At 74.1% G+C, this 19,847-nt stretch carries 12 protein-coding genes; 4 read left to right on the top strand and 8 right to left on the bottom strand.

The features are described 5' to 3' along the window. Nucleotides 1-8 precede the first annotated feature (8 nt). From CP970_RS05030 to CP970_RS05020, 3 genes are read left to right on the top strand one after another with little or no spacing between them, the layout of a single operon-like run. Nucleotides 9-3,101: an adenylate/guanylate cyclase domain-containing protein gene (locus tag CP970_RS05030; protein ID WP_055555007.1), complete on the top strand. Its 3,093-nt coding sequence runs from the start codon at nucleotides 9-11 to the stop codon at nucleotides 3,099-3,101. Beyond that, on the top strand, nucleotides 3,098-3,988 hold the full coding sequence (locus tag CP970_RS05025) for a S8 family peptidase (protein WP_055555009.1): 891 nt from the start codon (nucleotides 3,098-3,100) through the stop codon (nucleotides 3,986-3,988). The genes CP970_RS05030 and CP970_RS05025 overlap by 4 nt, the downstream gene beginning before the upstream one ends. Nucleotides 3,989-4,005: 17 nt before the next feature. Continuing rightward, nucleotides 4,006-4,650 (top strand): GAF domain-containing protein, encoded by a 645-nt coding sequence (locus tag CP970_RS05020; RefSeq protein WP_055555012.1) that lies wholly within the window; start codon nucleotides 4,006-4,008, stop codon nucleotides 4,648-4,650. Here the strand turns inward: CP970_RS05020 and CP970_RS05015 are convergent. From CP970_RS05015 to CP970_RS04980, 8 genes are all read right to left on the bottom strand, one after another. After that, a complete protein-coding gene (locus CP970_RS05015; protein WP_055555014.1) occupies nucleotides 4,613-6,535 on the bottom strand; it encodes an AfsR/SARP family transcriptional regulator in 1,923 nt (640 codons plus the stop codon). The two genes, CP970_RS05020 and CP970_RS05015, sit on opposite strands and share 38 nt — an antisense overlap. Nucleotides 6,536-6,653: 118 nt before the next feature. Further along, nucleotides 6,654-6,851, bottom strand: a complete 198-nt coding sequence (locus tag CP970_RS05010; protein ID WP_055555016.1) for an aroma-sacti cluster domain-containing protein — start codon at nucleotides 6,849-6,851, stop codon at nucleotides 6,654-6,656. A 71-nt stretch (nucleotides 6,852-6,922) separates the two neighbouring features. Further along, complete coding sequence (locus tag CP970_RS05005) at nucleotides 6,923-7,621, bottom strand: iron-containing redox enzyme family protein (protein WP_055555018.1); 699 nt, start codon at nucleotides 7,619-7,621, stop codon at nucleotides 6,923-6,925. Nucleotides 7,622-7,712: 91 nt separating this feature from the next. Further along, nucleotides 7,713-8,723, bottom strand: a complete 1,011-nt coding sequence (locus tag CP970_RS05000; RefSeq protein WP_055555020.1) for a radical SAM protein — start codon at nucleotides 8,721-8,723, stop codon at nucleotides 7,713-7,715. Beyond that, on the bottom strand, nucleotides 8,720-9,898 hold the full coding sequence (locus CP970_RS04995; protein ID WP_150492999.1) for a radical SAM protein: 1,179 nt from the start codon (nucleotides 9,896-9,898) through the stop codon (nucleotides 8,720-8,722). The genes CP970_RS05000 and CP970_RS04995 overlap by 4 nt, the downstream gene beginning before the upstream one ends. Nucleotides 9,899-10,038: 140 nt before the next feature. Continuing rightward, complete coding sequence (locus tag CP970_RS04990; protein WP_055555025.1) at nucleotides 10,039-12,606, bottom strand: ABC transporter permease; 2,568 nt, start codon at nucleotides 12,604-12,606, stop codon at nucleotides 10,039-10,041. A gap of 1 nt (nucleotide 12,607) precedes the next feature. Next, nucleotides 12,608-13,375, bottom strand: coding sequence for an ABC transporter ATP-binding protein (locus CP970_RS04985; protein WP_079043969.1), 768 nt, complete (start codon nucleotides 13,373-13,375; stop codon nucleotides 12,608-12,610). A gap of 26 nt (nucleotides 13,376-13,401) precedes the next feature. After that, nucleotides 13,402-15,966 (bottom strand): ABC transporter permease, encoded by a 2,565-nt coding sequence (locus tag CP970_RS04980; protein WP_055555028.1) that lies wholly within the window; start codon nucleotides 15,964-15,966, stop codon nucleotides 13,402-13,404. Between the two features lie 143 nt (nucleotides 15,967-16,109). Between CP970_RS04980 and CP970_RS04975 the strand changes: the two genes are divergently transcribed. After that, nucleotides 16,110-19,379 carry an AfsR/SARP family transcriptional regulator gene (locus tag CP970_RS04975; protein WP_191094874.1) on the top strand — a complete coding sequence of 1,090 codons (3,270 nt, stop codon included), beginning with the start codon at nucleotides 16,110-16,112 and terminating at the stop codon, nucleotides 19,377-19,379. The last annotated feature ends 468 nt before the right edge of the window (nucleotides 19,380-19,847 follow it).

The following is a 19,847-nucleotide window of genomic DNA, read 5'->3' as shown; positions in this document are numbered from 1 at the left end:
GGTGCCGCATGACGCGCGACCGTTCCGCCCAGAGCCGCAAGACCGTCACCATCGTCTTCTGCGACATGGTCGGGTCGACCGCGCTCAGCGAACGCCTGGACGCCGAGGCGCTGCGCCACGTCATGCTGCGCTACTACGCCGTACTCAGCGACTGTCTGGAACGGCACGGCGGGACCGTGGAGAAGTACATCGGCGACGCGGTGATGGCCGTGTTCGGGATCCCCGCGATCCGCGAGGACGACGCGCTGCGCGCCGCCCGCGCGGCCCTCGACATCCTCGCCGCCGTGCGGACGTTCGCGAAGGACGCGCTCGGCGCGCACGGCGTGCCGGTGGCCGTACGCATCGGCATCCACACCGGCGAGGTGGTCACGTCGGGCGACGCGGACGCCGGGCACGCCCTCGTGTCCGGCGAGGTCGTCAACGTGGCGGCGCGCCTGGAACAGCACGCGCCCACGGGGCAGATCCTCGTCGGCGCCGACACCCAACGGCTCATCGCCTCGGCCGCCGAGACGGTCCCCGTGCCGCCGCTGACCGTCAAGGGCAAACGGGATCCGGTGCCCGCCTGGCGGCTCGTGTCGGTCGGCTCACCGGGGCACGGCGCCGCCCGTGGCAGGGGCGTCGCACTCGTCGACCGACAGGACGAACTCGCCCAGCTGGATCTGGCGTTCGGCCGCGTCGGCAGGGACCGCACCTGTCATCTCGTGACGCTCTACGGCGACCCCGGCGTCGGCAAGAGCAGGCTGGCGAGGACCTTCGCCGCGGTGGCCGCCGCGGCGGGCGCGACCGTGGCCTGCGCCGCCTGCCCGCCCTACGGCAGCGAGGGCTCCCTCGCGCCGCTCGCCCAGCTCCTGAAGCGCCTGCTCGGCGACGGGCCGCGCGAGCGCCTCGCCGAACTCCTCGGCACCGCGGGCCCCGCCGCCGCTGCCGCCACCGCCCTGGCGCGCCTGGCGGGCTCGGGCCGCTCAGGGACCTCCTTCGACGAAACGTGCTGGGCGCTGCAGCGGCTGTGCACCGCGCTCGCGGCCGAGCGCCCGCTGGTCCTGGTCATCGACGACCTCCAGTGGGCGCACGAGGACCTGCTCGGCGCGCTCGACCACATCGCCGACTGGGTGCAGGGCGCGCCCCTGCTCGTCCTCTGTCTCGCCAGGCCCGAACTCCTGGAACAGCACGGCAGTTGGGGCAGCGGCAAGCTCAACGCGACCGCGCTCGTGGTGCCGCCGCTCGGCGGGGAGGACTGCCGGGAACTGGTCATGCGGCTCAGCGGTGGAAGCGCCGCACCCACGACGGCCGAACAGCAGGACGTGGTCGCGCACTTCGCGCCATCGCCGCTGCCCGACCGCGCCGTGGGACGGCTCATCAGCCGCTCCGAGGGCAATCCCCTCTTCGTCGAGCAGATCATGGAGATGGTCGCCGAGGGCGCCGACCCCGACGACGTACCCCTGTCGGTGCGCGCCATCGTCGCGGCCCGTCTCGACCGGCTCGCCCCTGACGAACGGGCCGTCCTGGAAAGGGCGTCCGTCATCGGCGCCGAATTCGCCGCGGCCGACCTCGCGGCGCTCGCCGAACCCGACGAGCCCGCGGCCGACCCCGTCGTACGCGACCTGGCGCGGCGGCGCTTCCTGGAGGCCGCGGACCCCGGCACGGCAGGCGAACCCCGCTGGCGCCTGGTCAGCCAGCTCATCCGCGACGAGGTCTACACCGGCATGTCCAAACTCCTGCGCGCCCGCGGCCACGAGAGCTACGCCGAGCACGCGCGCCGCACGGGCCCCGACGACCACCACACCATCGGCACCCACCTCGAACAGGCCTCGCGCCTTCGCGCCGAACTCGACCCCGGCGACCCCGAGGTGCGTCGCACCGCCCGTGCGGCCGCCACCCACCTCGGCAGGGCGGGCACCGACGCGCTGGCGCACGGCGACATCAACTGGGCGGTCGGCCTCCTGCGCCGCGCCCTCGCGCTGACCGGGGACCGCTCGCCGGACGCCCTCGCGCTGCGCACCGCGCTCGCCGAGGCCAGGCTCGCCGCGGGCGACGCGGAGGAGGCCGTCGCCGAGATGCGCAGACTGCTCGGCGACGCGGCCGAGGCCGGTGACGCGCGGACGGCGGCCAGGGTCCGGCTCCAACTGGGCTACCTGGAACCGGGAGACGACGGCTTCGGGACGCTCCGCGACGCCGCGCGCGCGGCCGTCCCGGTGTTCACCGAGGCAGACGACGCGCTCGGCCTCGCCCGCGCCTTCCTCGCCATGGGCCAGGAGAGCCAGAGCCGCAGCCGCCACCGGGAGGCCGCCGCCCATCTGGAGCGCGCCCTGCGCGAATCGGTGCGGGCCGGTGCCGAACTGGAGCGCGCGGGCATCCTCGGCGCGCTCGCCGTCTCGCTGTGGCTCGGCCCCGAACCGGTCGGCTCCGCGCTGCGCAGCTGCCGCGGGTTCCGCGGCGACCACCTGGCGGGGCGCCTGGTGGGGCGGGCCACCGTCGCCTGTCCGATGGCCGTCCTGCTCGCCATGCGCGGCGAGTTCGACGAGGCCCGCGGCCTCCTCGACGACGCGCTGCGCACCCTGACCGACCTCGGCCACCACTTCGCGGTGCCCGCCGTGCACCTGTTCACGGCGACCGTGGCACAGCTCGCGGACCACTGGGACGAGGCCGAACGCCTGCTGCGCGACGCCGCGGCCGCGACGGAACGCCTCGGCGACGGCCAGCTGCACTCCACCGCCGTACGCGATCTCGCCCGTGTCCTGCTCTCCCGCGGCGACCCCCGGGACGAGGTGCGCGCCCTGCTCGACCGGCTCATCGGCGACGGCGTGGCCGCGATGCCCGCCGCGGCCTGCGAGGTGCACGGCATGCGGGCCCGCATCGCCGCCGCCGACGGCGACCACGCGGCCGCCGCCGAACACATCGTCACCGCCCTGCGCGCGGCCGCGGCGACGGACTCGCCGTCCTGCCGCGCCGGGGCCGAACTCGACCGCGCACACGTCGCCCGCGCCCTCGGCCGCACCACGGAGGCGGCGGCCGCGGCGGCGGAGGCCGAGCGGCTCTTCCGGGCGAAGGGACACCTCGTGGGCGTGCGCAGGGCAGCGGCGGTACGGGACGGTGGGCGATGACCGCCGCCCCGGAAGGACTCACCTGGCACCTCCTGGGCCGCGACCGCGCCGCCATCGAGGTCCGCACCGACTGGGCGGGCGCGGGCGCGGGTTCGGGAGACGGCGCCCCGGACGGCGCCGACTGGGCGTGGGGCGGCGCGACGGGACGCGGCGTCCGGGTCTGCGTGATCGACAGCGGCGTGGACACCGAGCACCCGCTGGTGGGACCGGTCAACGCCTCGTACCTCGTCAGGGAAGCGGCAGGGGAGGACGACGGGGGCGGTGGGAGCGGCGGGAGCGGCGGAACAGTGGAGTGGGAGGTCGTGCGGGTCTCCGGGGGCGACTCGTCGGGGCACGGGACCGCCTGCGCCTCGATCATCAGGGGCCTCGCACCGCAGTGCGACGTGGACAGCGTGCAGGTGCTCGGCTCCGGCTTCCGCGGCTCGGGCGACGCGCTGATCGCGGGCATACGCTGGGCGGTCGAGCGGGGCTACGACGTCATCAACATGAGCCTGTCCACCACCCGCAGACAGTTCGCCCCCGTCCTGCACGACCTGGCCGACCAGGCGTACTTCGGACGCACCCTGCTGGTCGCCTCCGCGCACAACATGCCGGTGGAGAGCTACCCCTGGCGGTTCTCCTCGGTGATCTCGGTGGGCAGCCACGACGAGGACGACCCGGGGCTGCTCCTGTACAACCCGAGCCCGCCGGTGGAGTTCTTCGCGCGCGGGGTGCGGGTGCCCGCCGCCTGGCCCGGCGGAGCGACCCGGCGGTGCACGGGCAACAGCTTCGCGACGCCGCACGTGGCGGGCCTGTGCGCGCGGATCGTGGGCAAGCACCGCGGCATGACGGCGTTCCAGGTCAAGCAGGCGCTGTTTCTCGCCTCGGCCAACGTGAGCAGCCACTGAACGTGAGGAGCCACTAGATGAAGGACACCGGGCCGGACACGGGACACGGCGGGGCGGCGGAGGACGACCACCGCAGGCTGCTGCGTTCCGTGGTGCGCACCGCCGTGGCGATCTTCGACGCGCGGGCCAGCTCCATCGCGCTGCTCGACCAGGCCGACGGGGAGCTGGTCTTCGAGGCGGTGGCGGGCAAGGGCGAGGACGCCCTGGTGGGCCGCCGCTTCCCCGCCGAACGCGGCATCGCGGGCTGGGTCCTGCAGTCCCGCCAGCCCGTCGAGGTCCAGGACGTCGACCGCGACGCGCACTTCGCGCGGGACATCGCGGAGTCCACCGACTACGTGCCCAAGGCCCTGATGGCGGCGCCCCTCTTCGCCGGGGACGAGCCGCTCGGCGTCCTGGAAGTCCTGGACCGCAGCCAGGAGTTACGGGCCCCGCTCGCCGCGATGGAGCTGCTCGCGCTCTTCGCCGACCAGGCGTCGGTGGCCCTGGCCCTGGTGCAGCGCGGCAGACTCGCGCGGCTCACCGGGGAACCGGTGGTGGAGGACGCGGACGCGGCCGCCGTCCGCGCGCTCGCCGAGGAGATCGGCGCGCTGGACGACGGCCGAGGGGCCGCCGCGCGACGTATCGTCAGCGACCTGGCCGAGGTGCTGCGCAGGCGGGACTGACCGCGCAGTCGCCCCCGCCGTGCGCGGGCCGTACGGAGAGCCGCCTGGGCGCGTGTTCCCGTGCCAGGTCGTGCACGAAGGCCCCGAGCCGGAACAGTCCTGGGCCGTCCGGATCGGCCAGCGGCACATCGGTCAGCGCGTGCGTGTCGCACAGCCGGTTGAGGATCTGCGCGGTGTCCATGGGCTCGCCGCCCAGGCGCAGCCAGGCGTCCATGAACGTGAAGTCGGCGCCGAAGTCCAGGAGCTGGATCTGCCGCCAGTCCGCGTCGGTGAGCACCCGGTAGCCGCGCCGCAGGCTCCCGCGCAGGTCGACGTCGCCGACCGTGAACCAGTCGAGGCCCGCGGTCGACTCCACGTGATCGGCGAACTTGGCCAGCGGCCAGATCCTGCGCGGCGCGATCCTGGCCCCCGCGATGCGCAGCGCGAGCGGCAGCCCGCCGCAGCACCGCGCGATGCGGCGCGCCGCGTCGGGCTCGGCGTCGATGGCCTCCGACCCGGTGATGCGGCGCAGCAGCCGCAGCGCCGCCTCGTCGTCGAGCGGCCGCAGTTCGAGCGCGTCCGAGCCGTCGAGGCCCGCCAGGCGCGAGCAGCTGGTGACCACCGTGGTGACCGGCGGAGCGCTGGGCAGCAACGGCCGCACCTGTGACTCGTGGGCGGCGTTGTCCAGGATCAGGAGCGTGGGCACCCGCGGCGTGAACCGGGCCCGGTAGCGCATGACGAGGCCCGGCAGGTCCTCGGGCAGCGTCTCGGGCAACTCGCCGAGCTGTTGCAGGAGTTCGGCCAGGGCGCGGGCGGGCGGCCTCGGCAGCCCCCGCGCGTCGCTGAGGTCGACGTGGAAGACCCCGCCCGGATGGTCCTCGGCCGCCGCGTGCGCCGCCGTGACGGCCAAGGAGGACTTGCCCACTCCCGGCGGCCCCGTGACCACCGTGACCCGCCACCGCGGCGCGGCATCGCCGTGCGCCGCCACCTCGGGGAACAGTGCGGCCATCTCCTGCTCGCGGCCGGTGAAGTCGGTGAGCCCCGGCGGCAGTTGTACGGTCCCGGTGACCGGTTCGGGATCGCGTGCCGGTGTCGCGTCGGTGATCCGCGCGGACTTCTCGCACGTGCTCGGCGCCGGGGCGGGGGGCCCGGCCGCGGGGCCGCCCGCCAGGATCTCCTGCTGCAACTGCCGCAGCACGGCGCCCGGTTCGAGCCCCAGCTCCTGGGAGAACTGGCGGCGCGTCTCGTCATAGGCGATCAGCGCGTCGTTCTGCCGGCCGACGCCGCACAGCGCCCGCATGTGCTGGGCCCGGAACACCTCGCGGAAGGGGTGCTCGACGACCAGCGGCTCCACCTCGTCGAGCACCTCGTGGTGCTGGCCGAGCTGGAGCCGTGCGGTGAACCACGCCTCGAGGCCCGAGAGCCGCCGCTCCTCCAGGCGCGCCGCCTCCGCGTCCAGCGGCGCCACGCCTTCGAGGCCGACGAACGGCCTGCCGCGCCAGAGCGCCATGGCCTCGCGGATCACCCGGTCCACGCGGGGCGCGTCGCTCTGCGCGGCGGCCCGCCTCGCCAGGTCGATGCCCTGCTCGAAGCGGACCATGTCGATCGCCAGCGGATTGACGGCGAGCCGGTAGCCGGGCCGCTGGTGCAGGACCTGCGCGCCCGCACCGCCCTCCTCGTGCGCCAGGGCGCGGCGCAGGTGGTGGACGTACACCTGGAGGTTCTTGCCCGCGCTGCGCGGCGGGTCCTCGCTCCACAGCGCGTCGACCAGGCGGTCCACCGGGACCACCGAGTCCGGCCTGCACAGCAGGACCGCGAGGAGCACCTGCTGTTTGAACGGTCCCAGGGCGAGCTGATCGGACTCCGTGACCGCTGCGAGCGGCCCGAGCACGTTGAACTGCAACACCGTCGAATCCTTCCCCGTGGGTGCCTCTCGTGGTCGCGCCGCAGGGCCCAGGCGGGACATCACCTGGGCCCTCGTGGTGCTCAGCCGGCGTGCGGCCGATGGTGCGGGGTGCGCGTCACTACCAGACGAACGCGCCGCTGAGCGGGCTGTTGCTGTGCGAGACGACGTCCTCGGCCGCGTCGAGGCGCGACTTGATGGAGTTGAGGAGCGCGACCTCTTCCTGGCTGAGGGAGGAGATGGCGTCGAGCTGCTGCGGGTTGGCGCCCTTGAAGTTGTGACCGGCGGCGGCGAGTTCCTTGAGCGCGTCGTACGACATGGTTTCTCTCCTTGGTTGGCTGGTGGTCCGTCGGTCGGCGGATCACCGGTGCGAGGGGGATGGGCGCCCCCTCACGCTTGGGTGGTCGCCAGGGCCGGGGCCCGGCGGGAGGCCAGCACCGCGCGCAGGGCGGCGTCGGCGGCATCGACGGAGTGCAGCGCGCTGAGCCCGACGGCGGTCGCCAGGTCGTGGGTCAGCGGCATTCCGTCGATGGTGCGCAGGATTTCGTCACGGTGTTTCACGTCGAGCGCGGCATGGCGTTCAAGGGTGCGGAATCCGCCGCGCGGAAATCCGGTGCGGCGCATCAGTTCGTCGACGAGGTGAGGTGACGGCGGATTTCCTTCGAGGACCGCGATGTGCCCGAGCAGACAGGCCGGGTGGTAATGCCGGATCCAGTAGTACTGGGCTCCGACGAGATTGGCAACGGATGCCGCGGGAACCCGGCGCAGCGGTTCCTGCGGATCGTGTCCAAGGGCTTCGAGGTCCTGCCTGAGCCATTCGTCGTGGCCCTGTTCCTCGCGAATGTGCCGGGTGAGATAGGTGACGAGAACCTCGGCCGCCGGATCGTCCGCCGCGCGGTTCTCCGCCTCCTCCAACGCGCATTCCATGAGGGGCACCGTCGAGCGGATCGCGGTGTGCAGCATGCAGAGGTACTCGGGATAGAGCTCGCGGAGCCGCGGTGAATTCCACAGTTCCTGCGACGTTTCGGCAAGGCGTGGCAGCAACAAATCGATTTTGGCGAGAAGCACACGGCTGTGCCGGGTGGTCATGAGGGATCTCCTGTCTCGCGGTGCGCGGAGTCCGGACGGAACATCCCGGACGGCGTGTCCCGGGCACGATTCCGGGGCGCGGGATGGGCGCTCAGTCGGTGAGACTGGCCAAGGCGGCGAGCAGCGCGTCGTGCTTGCCCGCTTCGCCCCCGCCGGAGAGCTGCTCGGCTCGGGCACGCCGCTTCGTCATCGTCCAGCACAGGCCGCAGATGGACGAGAACTCGCGGTCTGCCAGATCGCGGTACTGCGGGAGCCCCGTCAGGGCGCCGGGACCGACCGCGCCGAGCGCGCGGAAGAAGTCGTCGTCGTGGAATTCCCGTACGGCCGCCTCGACCTGCTCACCGTCGGCGGCGTCGCGGCGCAGCGCCGCGGGGCCCGCGCCCATGATCACGGACTCGTTGCAGCAGGCGGTGACCCGGCCGTCGTAGCGTACGACGGTGGCGTCCACGACGTCGCAGGGGCCGAAGCCACTCCCGGGGGTGCGCTGTTGCCAGGCGTAGAGCGCGGCGCCCCTGCCGTGCGGCAGGCCGTGGGTGGGGATCAGCTCGGCCCGCCGGGGCCAGTCGGGTCCGAGCGCCTCGGTGAGCGAGGCGCGGGTGGCGGCCAGGCTGTCGCCCTCGTCGACGCACTGCACGACGATCGGTACGGAGTGCCCCGCGACGACCCGTGCCGCGTTCACGAACCGTTCCGGGCCCTGCCCGTCGACGTGATGCGCATCGGTGCTCAGATAGATCGCGGTGGTCAGCGGCAGCAGCCGGTCGATCCACTCGGGCGCGCGCGGCGAGGCCGCCCAGAAGCCGCTGGTGTAGATGACCACCTGCTTGCCCGCGGCGGCCAGGCGCCGTACGGCGAGCGTCAGTCCGCGCCGTTCGACGAACGGCTCGCCCCCGGAGATGCCCACCATGGTGAGCTCCGGCATCGCGGCGAGCCGGTCGACCAGGGACTCCAGGAGGGCGAAGTCGGTGATGCGCGGGCTGTCGGGGCGCGAGTCCACCGAGCAGTGCGCGCAGCCGACGGGGCAGCGGTCGGTGAGGAACAGCAGGACGGAGGAGCCGCGTGCGCGGCGGATGGCGAGGATCTCCCGGTGCGTGGCCGCGGTCATGGCGTGCTCCCTGCGGTGCTCCCCGCGGTGGTCCCCGCGGTGCTCCCCGCACCGCTTCCCGCACCGCTGCCCGCGGTCCACTGGCTGCCGACGCCCGCGGGTTCGGTCCCGCCGAGCCCGAGCGTGATCAGCTCGGCGTACTCGGTGATCCCGTACTGCTGCGCGAAGGAGACCGCGCCCGCCTCGACGAGCAGTTCCTCGGTGTGCTCCTCCACCAGGCGCGTGGTGGGCTCGACGGAGAGGCGGCGTACGTTCGCGGGCAGGGCCGGGTCCTTGGAGAGCACCCAGCAGGTCTGGCAGTAGCCCTCGGTGCCGCAGCCGCCGTCCGAGCCGTGCCGCCGCATGAGGTACTCGGGGCCGGTGGCGCGGATGGCGCGCACCATCGGGCTGCCGATCACGCGCTCCCTGATGGTGGGCCAGTCGTCCTTGGCGATGTGGCCGAGGTAGAGATGGGCGGGCAGCGGCACCTTGCCGTCCATCACGTCCTGGTTGCCGCACGCCGTCACCTGGCCGTTGAAGCCGATGACCGGCCAGGCGGAGACGGCACAGGGCGCCGGTGCGATCTCGCCCCGCGGCAGCGGTGCCTGCTTGAGCCAGGCGTCCGCGCGGCCGTGCGGGCTGACCGGCGCCACCAGCATGGGGACCTGGTCGTCGAAGACCCTGCGGACCTCGGAGGTCAGATCGGCCAGATAGGGGTCGCCGGGGCCCGTGCCCGTCAGCTGGAGACTGACGTTCTTGCCCTCGGCCATGAGTTCTTTCAGGACACGGAAGACGGCCGCCCGCGGGACCTCCTCCTCGTGGAAGACGTCCAGGCTCGCGGAGAAGTGGTCCACGGCGTCGATGGCCCGCTTGACGGCCGGCGGAATGCGCCCGCCGTGCTGCGCGAAGTAGAGCCCCGAGAGCACGTGGGTGCGGGCGCCGACGTCGCGCGAGAGTTCCGCGATGTCCTGGACCAGACGCGGCCGCAGCAGCGCCTCGCCGCCCGACATGAGGACGAATTCAGGCCGGTTCTCCGCGGTGAAGGTCTCGGCGAATCCCCGGAAGAGCTGCTCGGGATACTCCTCGCTGTCAAGCAGGGAACTGGTCGAGCAGTGCTTGCAGTGGAGAGGGCACCTGCGGGTGATCCCGAAGAACACCGCCGCCGCGGGCACCGGGCGATATCGCAAGATCTCCATGAGGTGCACCGGAATCCCCCTCCGTAGACAGACATGTTCTGCGGCTTCTGTGTCGAACTGGTTCGAGTATGAAGTCCCGTACTTACGTTCGTCTTTGAAGTTGGTTGAGAACCGGTTCTACCGGTTCTCAACCACGGTATTCAGACGGAAGGAAGCACCCCGTCGGGACGATTGCGCAGCGCGAGTGCGGCAGGCAGAGCGGTCGATATCAGCGCCAATGCGGCAACTCCCGCGATGATGAGCGAGTAGCCCAGCGGCGGAATGCTGAAATCGGTGGAACCCGTCAGCGCGCCGTTCGCCCCCGCGAGCCCCGTGACGGCGATGGCCGTGCCCGTCGCGGCCCCGATCAGTACCGCGATGAGCGTCTCCAGATAGAGCATCCCCGTGATGTGCCTGCGGCCCGCGCCGAGCAGCCGCAGCAGCGACACCTCCTTGGCGCGTTCGGCCGTGCCCATCAGGAGACCGTTGATCATCGAGACCGCGGTGAAGAGCACCAGGACGGAGAGCACGAGATAGGTGCCCGTGGTGTTCTTCGCCAGCGAGGTGCGCAGGCCGTGCGCGTACTCGTCGACGTCCGTCACCTCGACCGTCGGATGGTCCTTCACCAGCGCGGCCGCGGCCGCCCGCAGCTTCTCGCCCTGGCCGGGCGCGGCGCGCACGAGCACCGAGTCGTTGAGGTTCTCGTGCAGGTGCGGGCCCAGATAGCGCTCGGACAGCAGGATGTCGCCGAGGCCGAGCGGCCGGTCGAAGACGGCGCCCACGGTCAGCTTCACCCGGGTGCCGTCGCCGAGCCAGGCCTCGAACCTGTCGCCGACGTCGAAGCCGCGCTGCTTGGCGTACGTACGGCTGACGGCCGCGGTGCCGTCGCGCGCCAGGCTCTTCAACGAGCCCTCGCGAAGCCCGAGATCCATCACCTTGCCCGCCGCCGCCGGGTCGAGCGCCTGCGCGCCGAGCACGTCCGGCGTACCGAGGACGTCCGAGATGACCGTGGTGGACCGGGTCGCGGCGACGGCCGCGGCTCCGTCGAGACCGCGCGCCGCATCGGCGACGTCGGCGGGCAGCCCCGGCGAGTCCTGCGGGAGCAGGACCAGGTCGGCCTGGGTGCGCCGGTCGGTCTGCTCCGCGGTGATGCGGTTGAGCGAACCGGTGACGAGCAGCACCGTGCAGGCCATCGCCACGGTCAGCATCAGGGCCGACGCCATCGACGCCACCCGGCGCACCGAGAAGCGGGAGTTGGCGTGCGCCAGCCAGCCCGTGACGCCGCCGACCGCCGAGACCAGCGCGCCGAGCGGCGGCTCCAGGATCCGGGCGAGCAGCGGACCCAGGAGCGCGGCCGCCCCCATCAGGAGCAGCACGATCAGGTACTGGAAGGCCACCCCGACCTCGCCGCCGATGTGCTGCGTGGCGAAGAACAGCGCGATGCCGCCGCCCAGCGGGAGCAGCGCGAGCAGCACCCGGGTGACGGTCACGGGACGGCGCGGCGACACCGCTTCCTGGAGCGCGTCGGCGGGCCTGATCCGGGAGATCCGGCCCGCCGCCGCGAGCGCGGCGAGCAGGGCGAGCAGCAGGGTCGCGCCACCGGCGAGCAGGAACGGCAGGGGCCCCACGATCAGTTGGTAGGCGTCCGGTGCCGTGCCCCGGTCGCGCAGCCGGTCGAGGATCAGCCCGGACAGCGGCACGGAGAGCAGGAAGCCGGGCAGCAGACCGGCGGCGGACGCGAGCAGCGTCTCGGCCGCGACCATCCGCCTGACCTGCCAGGAGGTCGCGCCGACCGCCCGGAGCAGGGCGATCTCCTGGGTGCGCTGAAGCACCCCGAGCGCGATGGTGCCGCCGAGCACGAACACCGCGAGGAAGCCGCCGATGCCCGCCATCGGGCCGAACAGCAGCGTCGTCGAGGCGAGTTGCTCGGTGGTGCCGGGGGCTCCGGCCTTGGCGCGCTCGTCGCCGCTCAGCACGTCGAGGCGCGGTACGTCGAGTGCCTCGCGCACCCGCTGCCCCACCGCGTCGGCGCTGTCGCCCTTGCCGAACACACCGGCGAAGGCGGCCGCGCCCTTGGCCCCGGCGAGCCGCTCGGCGGTGGCCGAGGCGAAGAACAGCGATGACTGGTCGGGGAGTTCGTCCCGGCCGCTCGGCCTGGCGATGCCCGAGACGCGGTACGTGGCCGCGCCCTGGGCGGTGACCACCCGCACCTGCCCGCCGACCTCGTGGTGCCCGCGCGCCGCCGTGCCCGCGTCGAGCACCACCTCGTCGGCCGCGCCCGGCGCCTTGCCCGACGCCAGCGTGAACGGGGTCAGGGCGGCCGCCTGCCACGCGTGCCCCTCGGTGACGCCGTCGTCGGGGGCCGCCTGCGCGGTGCCGTCCGCCGCGATGGCCTGCGCGTAGAACGGAGTGTCCGTCACCACCCGTGCCACACCGGGGACTTGGCGCACCTTGTCGACCTGCGCGGCGGTCAGCCGGGGCGGCTGGTCGAGCGGATAGCTCTCGTTGTCGACGTTCTGCCCCGAGCCCGTGCGGATCACCACGTCCGGGTCGAGCCGCACCACCGCGGTGGTGGCGCCGAACCGGTCCGCCGTCGGCACCGCCCGCAGCCCCGACTCGACGAGGATCCCGCAGGCGGCGACGAGCATCGCGGCCATCGCGGCGGCGCAGAGCGCGCCGACGAACCCGTACCGGTGCTGGCGGATGCCCGTCACCGCGAGCCTGAGCACCTCAGGACCCCAGCCGCGACATGCGCTCGGAGACCCGCTGCGCGCTGGGCCGCTCCATCGCGTCGACGACCACGCCGTCGGCGAGGAAGAGCACCTGGTCGGCGTAGGACGCGGCCCCCGGGTCGTGCGTGACCATCACCAGGGTCTGCCCCGTCGTGTCGACGACCTCGCGCAGCAGGCGCAGCACGTCCTGTCCCGAGCTCAGGTCGAGCGCCCCCGTCGGCTCGTCGGCGAAGATCACCTCGGGCCTGGTGACCAGGGCGCGGGCCACCGCGACGCGCTGCTGCTGGCCGCCGGAGAGCTCGGCGGGCCGGTGCCGCAACCGGTCGGTGAGTCCGGTGCGCGTGATCACGTCCCGCATCCAGTCGCGGTCGGGCCGCCGCCCGGCGAGCCGGAACGGCAGCAGGATGTTCTCCCTGGCGGTCAGCGAGGGCACCAGGTTGAAGGACTGGAAGACGAACCCGATCCGCTCCCTGCGCAGGATCGTCAGCTTCCGCTCCCGCATCTTGCTGATGTCGGTCTCCCCGAGGAACACCTCGCCGGAGCTCGGCCTGTCGAGCCCGGCCGCGCACCGCAGAAGCGTGCTCTTGCCGGAGCCGGAAGGGCCCATCACCGAGGTGAAGGACCCGGCCGGGAGCGCCACGGACACCGCGCGCAGCGCGTGCACCGCGCCGTCGCCGTGGCCGTAGGTCCGCGTCACGTTGTTCAGGCGCAGGGCGGAGCGCGTCAGCGGCGCGGACCGGCGTGCCTCCTGATCGGGCAGGGTCATGGGGTTTTCCTCCGGTGTCGGTACGGTCACGGGGTACGGTCACGAAGCAGCCGCGAGGCCGGTATCAGCGCGGCGAGCAGGGTCAGGAGGACGGCTCCCGCCCCGGCGCCCACCAGGAACAACGGGGGTCCCGCGAGGTCCACGCCGCCGCTCAGCGCCACACTCGTCGCGGCGAGCACGACGGCCGCGACACCGCCGCCGAGCAGCAGCCCGCAGGCCGCCACCACCGAACTCTCCCCGGCGACGAGCGCGAGCACGTCCCTGCGCGTCGCGCCCGCAAGGCGCAGCACCGCGAACTCACCGGCGCGCACCAGCGTCGCCATCACCAGGGTGTTCGCCAGCGCGAGCGCCGTGAACGCGGCGATCAGCGCGCTGAACACATACGCGGGCCACGTCTGCGACGCCGCGTCCTCGGTGCCCGCGTCCCGCACCTGGTCGCGGTCGGCGGTGCCCGCCATCGGCCAGGTACGGGTGAGCCCGGCCAACTCCTCGTCCAGCGCCGCCTGTCGGGTGCCGGGTGCGCGCTTCACGTACACCGCGTCCAGCAGGGGGTCCGGTGTATGGGCGCGCAGCACCCGGCTGGGCACGATCAGGTCGGCGAAGCCGAGCGAGCGGTCGTAGCGGGCGCCGACCCGCAGTGTCGTCCGCGTGCCGTCGGGCAGCCGGAGCCGCACCCGGTCGCCCACCCGCCAGCCGTACTCCTTGGCCTGTTCCTGGCTCACCGCGACGGCACTCCCGGACACCAGGCCCGTGAGCCCGCCCTCGCGCACGTGCAGCCGCAGCGCTTCGGGCAGCTTCGGATCGGCCGCGAGCGCACGGGCGTTGACGCTCTCCGCCTCGTCCGTGCGCACCGAGACCCGCACCCAGGCACTGCTGGTCGCCGACACCGACGCGACACCCGGCAGCCGGGCGGCGTCCCGCGCCACGGCGGGCGGCAGCCCCGTCGCGTCCCGGGGCACCAGGACGTGGTCGGCGACCAGCCGGTCGGCCGCCCACTCCTTGGCCGTCGACTGCTGCGACGTCTGCATGAACAGCGCGGACACCGGAAAGCCGATCATCAGGATCAGCGGCACCGCGGCGGCCGCCACCCGGCGCGGCGCCGTCGCGCTGTTGGCGAGGGCGAGGTGCCCCGTACGCCGGAACACGACGCGCAGCAGCGCGCCCGCGAGCGGCACGAGGGGGCGCACCAGGGCGGGCCCGAGGACGGCCGACGCGATCAGCAGCGTGAGCACACCGCCGAAGGCGAGCCCGGCCCCCTGCACCCCGCCCATCGCGATGCCGAAGAACAGGAAGCACCCGGTGAAGAGCAGGAACGCGAGCCCCGTCAGGAGCCGCGACAACGGCAGCCCGCGATCGGCGAGTTCGGCCTCGCGCAACGCCTCGTCCGGACGCACCCTGGCCGCGCGGCGCGCCGCGGAGACCACCGCGAGGCGGGTGATGAGGATGCCGACCGCCGCGGCCCCCGCCAGCGGCAGCCAGGTGATCCGCACCGTCAGCTCGTCGGGCGCGATGCCGAGGCCGACGAGACCGCGGGCCAACGGCCTCGCGAGGGCCGCGCCGACCGGTACGGCGACGGCCGCCCCGAGCACCGCGACGCACAGCGTCTCCCAGCCCAGCATCCGCTTCACCTGGCGCGGCGTCGCCCCGATCACCCGCAGCAGCGCGATCTCCCGGTGCCGCTGGAGCACGGCGAAGGCGAACCCGCTCGCCATCACGAACAGCGCCACGAACACCGCCAGGGAGCCCATGCTCACCACGAACACCAGAGTGTCCAGGAACAGCACGTCGCTCGCGGAGATCTCCGCCCGCGCCGTGTCGGTGAGGACCCGCACCCCGGGACCGTGGCCGACGGCGTCCCTGACACGCGAAGCCACCGCCTCCAAGTCCTCCCCGGGGGCGGTGGTCACGGCGACGGCATGCACGTCACCGCCGGGCGGAGCGAGCTGCGCCGCGGTGGCGGCGGTGAAGAACAGCGCCACCTGATCCTTGGTCAGACCGGTGCCCGGCGGCCCCGCGATGCCGCTCACGCGGTACGTGCCGTGCCCCTCCACCGCCGTGAACACCTTGACCCGGTCGCCGACATGGATCCGGCCACGCGCCGCCGCCGCGGCGTCCACCACCACGTCGCGCGAGCCCTTCGGCGGCGATCCGTCGCGCAACTGATAGGGCGTCACGCGCGCGCTCTGCCACGCGTGCCCGAGCGAACGCTCACCGAGCTCGGGAGTGACCGGACGCCCGTCGTCCGCCACCACCTGCGCGGAGAACGCCAGGTCGGGGATGACGTCCCGGACGCCGTCCACCTTCTCGACGCGTTCCACGAGATCGCCGTCGACCGGCGGGCGCGGCACCAGCGGCGCCTCCACGTCACCGAAACCGGGGGAGTGGTCCTTGCCGTCGAGGCCCTCGTCCCGGTCGCCGGTCACGACGAGCGACGCGGCGTCGAAGCGGTTCGCCTCGCCCTCCCCGCGCAGCGCGGAGTCGAGGAGCACCCCCGACGCGGTGAGCAGCATCAGCGCGAGCGTGACCGCGGCGAGGGAACCCGCGAACAGCGCACGTCGCGTGCGCAGTGTCTGAAACGCCAGCCTCAGCACGAAGGCCTCCTCATCACGACCCCAAGGATCACGTGGCGCCCTGTCCAAAACCTGTCCACGCGATGTCCCCGGGGCGCGGCGGGCATCGACCCTGTCCGGCGAACAGGTGGCAGCCCGCCCCGCCGCGTGATCCGATGGCGGCCATGGAGTTCGAATTACTGGGTGAACTCGTGGTGCGCGACGACGCCGGGCGCCTCGTGCCGATCCCCGGCGCGCTCCAACGGGCGCTGCTCGCCTTCCTGTTGCTGCACGCGCCGTCGGCGGTCAGCGGCGGCAGGATCCTCAGCGAACTGTGGACGGGCGCCCGCGCCAAGGACCCCACCGCGGCCCTGCACACCGCCGTCGCCAAGCTGCGCCGCGCCCTGCACCCGCACGCCCCCGGCCTCATCCGCACCGGACCCGCCGGGTACCGCCTCGATCTGACCGGGCACTCCTTCGACGTACGCCGCTTCGAGGCCGAACTCGCCGCCATGCGCGGGCGCGGCGGTCCTGACCGGCGGGCCGCCGCCCTGCGCGACCTGCTGCACAGGAACCCCGGGCCGCCCCTGGGCGGGCTGCCCGCGCTGCCGTTCGTGCAGCAGGAGCGGGACCGCCTCGAAGCGCTGCGGCTCACCGCCCTGGAGCACCGGGCCGAGGCGGAACTCGACGTGGTCGCCCACGCGGGCGTGGTGGAGCGCGACGGCGAGACGGCGGCCGATCCGCCCGCGCTCGTCGAGGAGTTGCGGGCCGCCGTGCACGAGGACCCCGACCGGGAACGGCTGCGCGCGCTGCTGATCCAGGCCCTGCACGCGTGCGGACGCCAGGCGGAGGCCCTGGAGGTCTACCGCGTCGCACGCGCCGACCTGCGTGAGCGCCTCGGCATCGAACCGGGGCCCGAACTGCGCGCCGCCCAGCGGGCGGTGCTCGTCGCCACGCCCGCCCGCACGGTGGCTCCCGCGGCCGACCGCACGGTGGCTCCCACGCCCGCCCGCACGGTGGCTCCCGCGGCCGACCGCCCCCACTCGCACGAGCCGCCCGCCGACCCGCACTTCATCGGACGCGGCGAGGAACTCCGCGAGCTGCGACGGCACGTGCGAAGCCCCGGCCTGGTGACCGTCGTCGGCGCCGCGGGACTCGGCAAGACCCGGCTCGCACTCGCCGTCGCAGCCCGCGAGGAGCGTCCCGGCGCCGAGGTGTGGCGCGTCGACCTGGTGCCCTGCGCGCCGGGCGGGGTCACGGCCGCCGTCGCCGACGCCATGGAGGTCGCGACGGGCGGGCTCGGACCGCGGGCCGTACGCCAGCGGATCCGCGCCGTGGCCGACCGCAGCGCCCACCCGCTGATCGTCCTCGACAACTGCGAGCACGTCCTCGGCGACGCGGGCGAGGTGGCCGCCGAACTCCTCGCGGGCTGCCCCGACTTGCGCATCCTCGCGACCAGCAGGGAGTGTCTCGGCGTCGCGGGCGAGACCCCCTACGCACTGCGGCCCATGACCGGCGACGACGCGGCGAGGCTCTTCCGCACCCGCCTGCGCCGCCTCTCCCCGGGGGCCGCCGAGGCCGCGCTCGACCACGAGATCGGCGCGGTCTGCGCGGCCGTCGACCGGATGCCGCTCGGCATCGAACTGGTCGCGGCCAAGGCGGCGACCGCGCCGCTCGACGGCATCGTCGGCCAACTCCGCGCCCGGCGCGGCATCCTGGACACGCGCCTCTGGTCGGCCGACGCCCGGCACGGCACGCTGCGCGCCGCCGTCGACTGGAGCTACCAGCTCCTCGCCCCCGACGAGCGGGCGGTCCTCCGGGCGGTATCCGTCTTCACCGGCGGCTTCACCCCCGAGGCGGCGGAAGCGGTCGCGGGAGCGGCCGCGCCCGCGACCCTGGCCCGCCTCGCCGCCAAGTCCCTCCTCGTCTTCGTCCCCTCGGCGGACCGCCCCACCTACCGGATGCTGGTCTCGGTGCGCCAGTACGCCCGCGCCTCCCTCGCCGAGCACGGCGAGGAGCCCACCGTCCTGCGCCGCCACGCCCACTGGGTCGCCACCCTCGCCGAACGCACCGCGCGGCGCATGCGCACCGGCGGATTCCGTGCGGCGTACGCCGAGATGAGCGCGGCGGCCCCCGAGGTGACCGCCTGCCTTGACTGGCTGCAGGGCGGCGACGGCACGGACGAGGCCGACGCGCTGCTCGCCTCCCGCATCGCCACCCGCCTCGCCCTCCACTGGGCCGCGGCGGGCCGCCAGGCCGAGGGCCGCGAACGCCTCGCCCGCGCCCTGGAGGTCACCACGCCCGCCGCTCCCTGGTACGCCGAGGCGCTCGCGTGGTGCGGCTGGCTCGGCGTCAACATCCGCGAGGACCACGGCGACGAGGAACTCCTCAGGCGCGCCCTGCCCGCGGCTCAGGCGGCGGGCGACGACGCCGTCGTGGCCTTCGTCGGCGCCCTCGCGCTGACCGTGCACGTGCGCCAGGAACGCCTCGCGGAGGCCCGCGATGCGGCCGCCCGCACAGAAGGCGCCCTCGACGCCTACCGGCACGGCTGGGAGACCGGCGTCTGGCAGCTCTTCCACAGCGAACTGCTCGTCGCCGAGGACCGCACCCGGCAGGCGCTGACGGCCGCCGTCACCGCGCGCGAACTCCTCTCGGGCATCGACCCGCACTCCGCGGCCACCGCGCTGATCATGACCGGCATGGCACAGGAGCGCATCGGCGACCGCACCGCGGCCCTGCGCTCCTGGCAGGCCGCCCACCAGGAACTCCTCCTCATCGGCTCCGAACACGAGGCCGCCTGGGTCAAGGCGCTGCTCGGCTACGTGGCGGCGGGCGACGGCGACCCCGCCCGCGCCGAGTCCTTCGCGCAGGGCATGGACGCGTACGCCAAGGAGACCGGCGAGCCCTACCTCCAGGCGAAGACGGCGACCCTGCGGGCCCTGGTCGCGGGCGCACGCGGCGACACGGACACCGCGGAACGTCTGCACCTGACGGCGGTCTCCGGCTACCAGGAGGGCCGCAGGCCCGAGTGCGCCGCCCACGAACTGGCCATGCTGGGCCACCTCGCCGCCGACCGCGGCGACATGCTCCTCGCCCGAATCCGCTGGGACCACGCCTTACGCGCAGCGAAACTCTCGGGCCGCGCTCACGCGGAGATCTTGCCGCTGCGGGGGCTTGTGGGGTTGGGGGTGGGTGAGGCGAGCGGGTTGGTCGGGGTTGGTGAGGTGAGTGGGTTGGTCGGGGCGGGGGAGGGGGCCGAGGCGCACGGATCGGTCGAGGTGCGGCACGACGCGCCGGGCGACCCCGCCCAGGCCGGGCTCCTGCGCGCCCGCCTCGACGAGGTGCTGCGCGTCGCCTCACCGCCGCGCAGCACGGAGTGCCCGTTCCACTTGGCCGTGCCTGCGGCGACCAGGCCGGGGCCGACGCCCCGTGCGGCGGAGGGCGGGCTCCGCTGAGTGCCCTTCCGCTAGGTCGGGGCTGATAGGCAGGGGCTGACGTCCCGCTCGCCGCACGGCGGGCCCTTCCACTTGGCCGTGCGCGCCGTCATTGGGCCGGGTCTGATGTCCAGCTCACCGTACGGCGGGTTCCGCTGAGTGCTTGTTCCGCTTGGCCGTGCGCGCTGCCACTGGACCGGGTTCAAGGCCCCGCTCGCCGTACGGCGGGCCACGCTGAACACCCCTCCCACCTCGCCGCGCCCGCGGCCATAGGCAGGCTCCGATTCCCGCACGGCGCACGCCGGGCAGCCCGCCGAGCGCCCCCCTCTCACCTCGCCCCGCCCGCCGCCACCAGCCCGCACCCACCGCGCCGAGCTCGGCCGAGCGGCCCTCCCCGCCAGCGCCCCCGAAGCAATCCGGATCTCACCATTCCCATGGCCACGCCACTCCTGCACACTGCGGCCGGGGGTCGCTGGGCATGCCACGGGC

The sequence above is a fragment of the Streptomyces kanamyceticus genome (assembly GCF_008704495.1).
GTDB lineage: Bacteria > Actinomycetota > Actinomycetes > Streptomycetales > Streptomycetaceae > Streptomyces > Streptomyces kanamyceticus.
The sequence above is the reverse complement of the archived record's forward strand: the minus strand, read 5'-3'. Positions and strand labels throughout refer to the sequence as shown.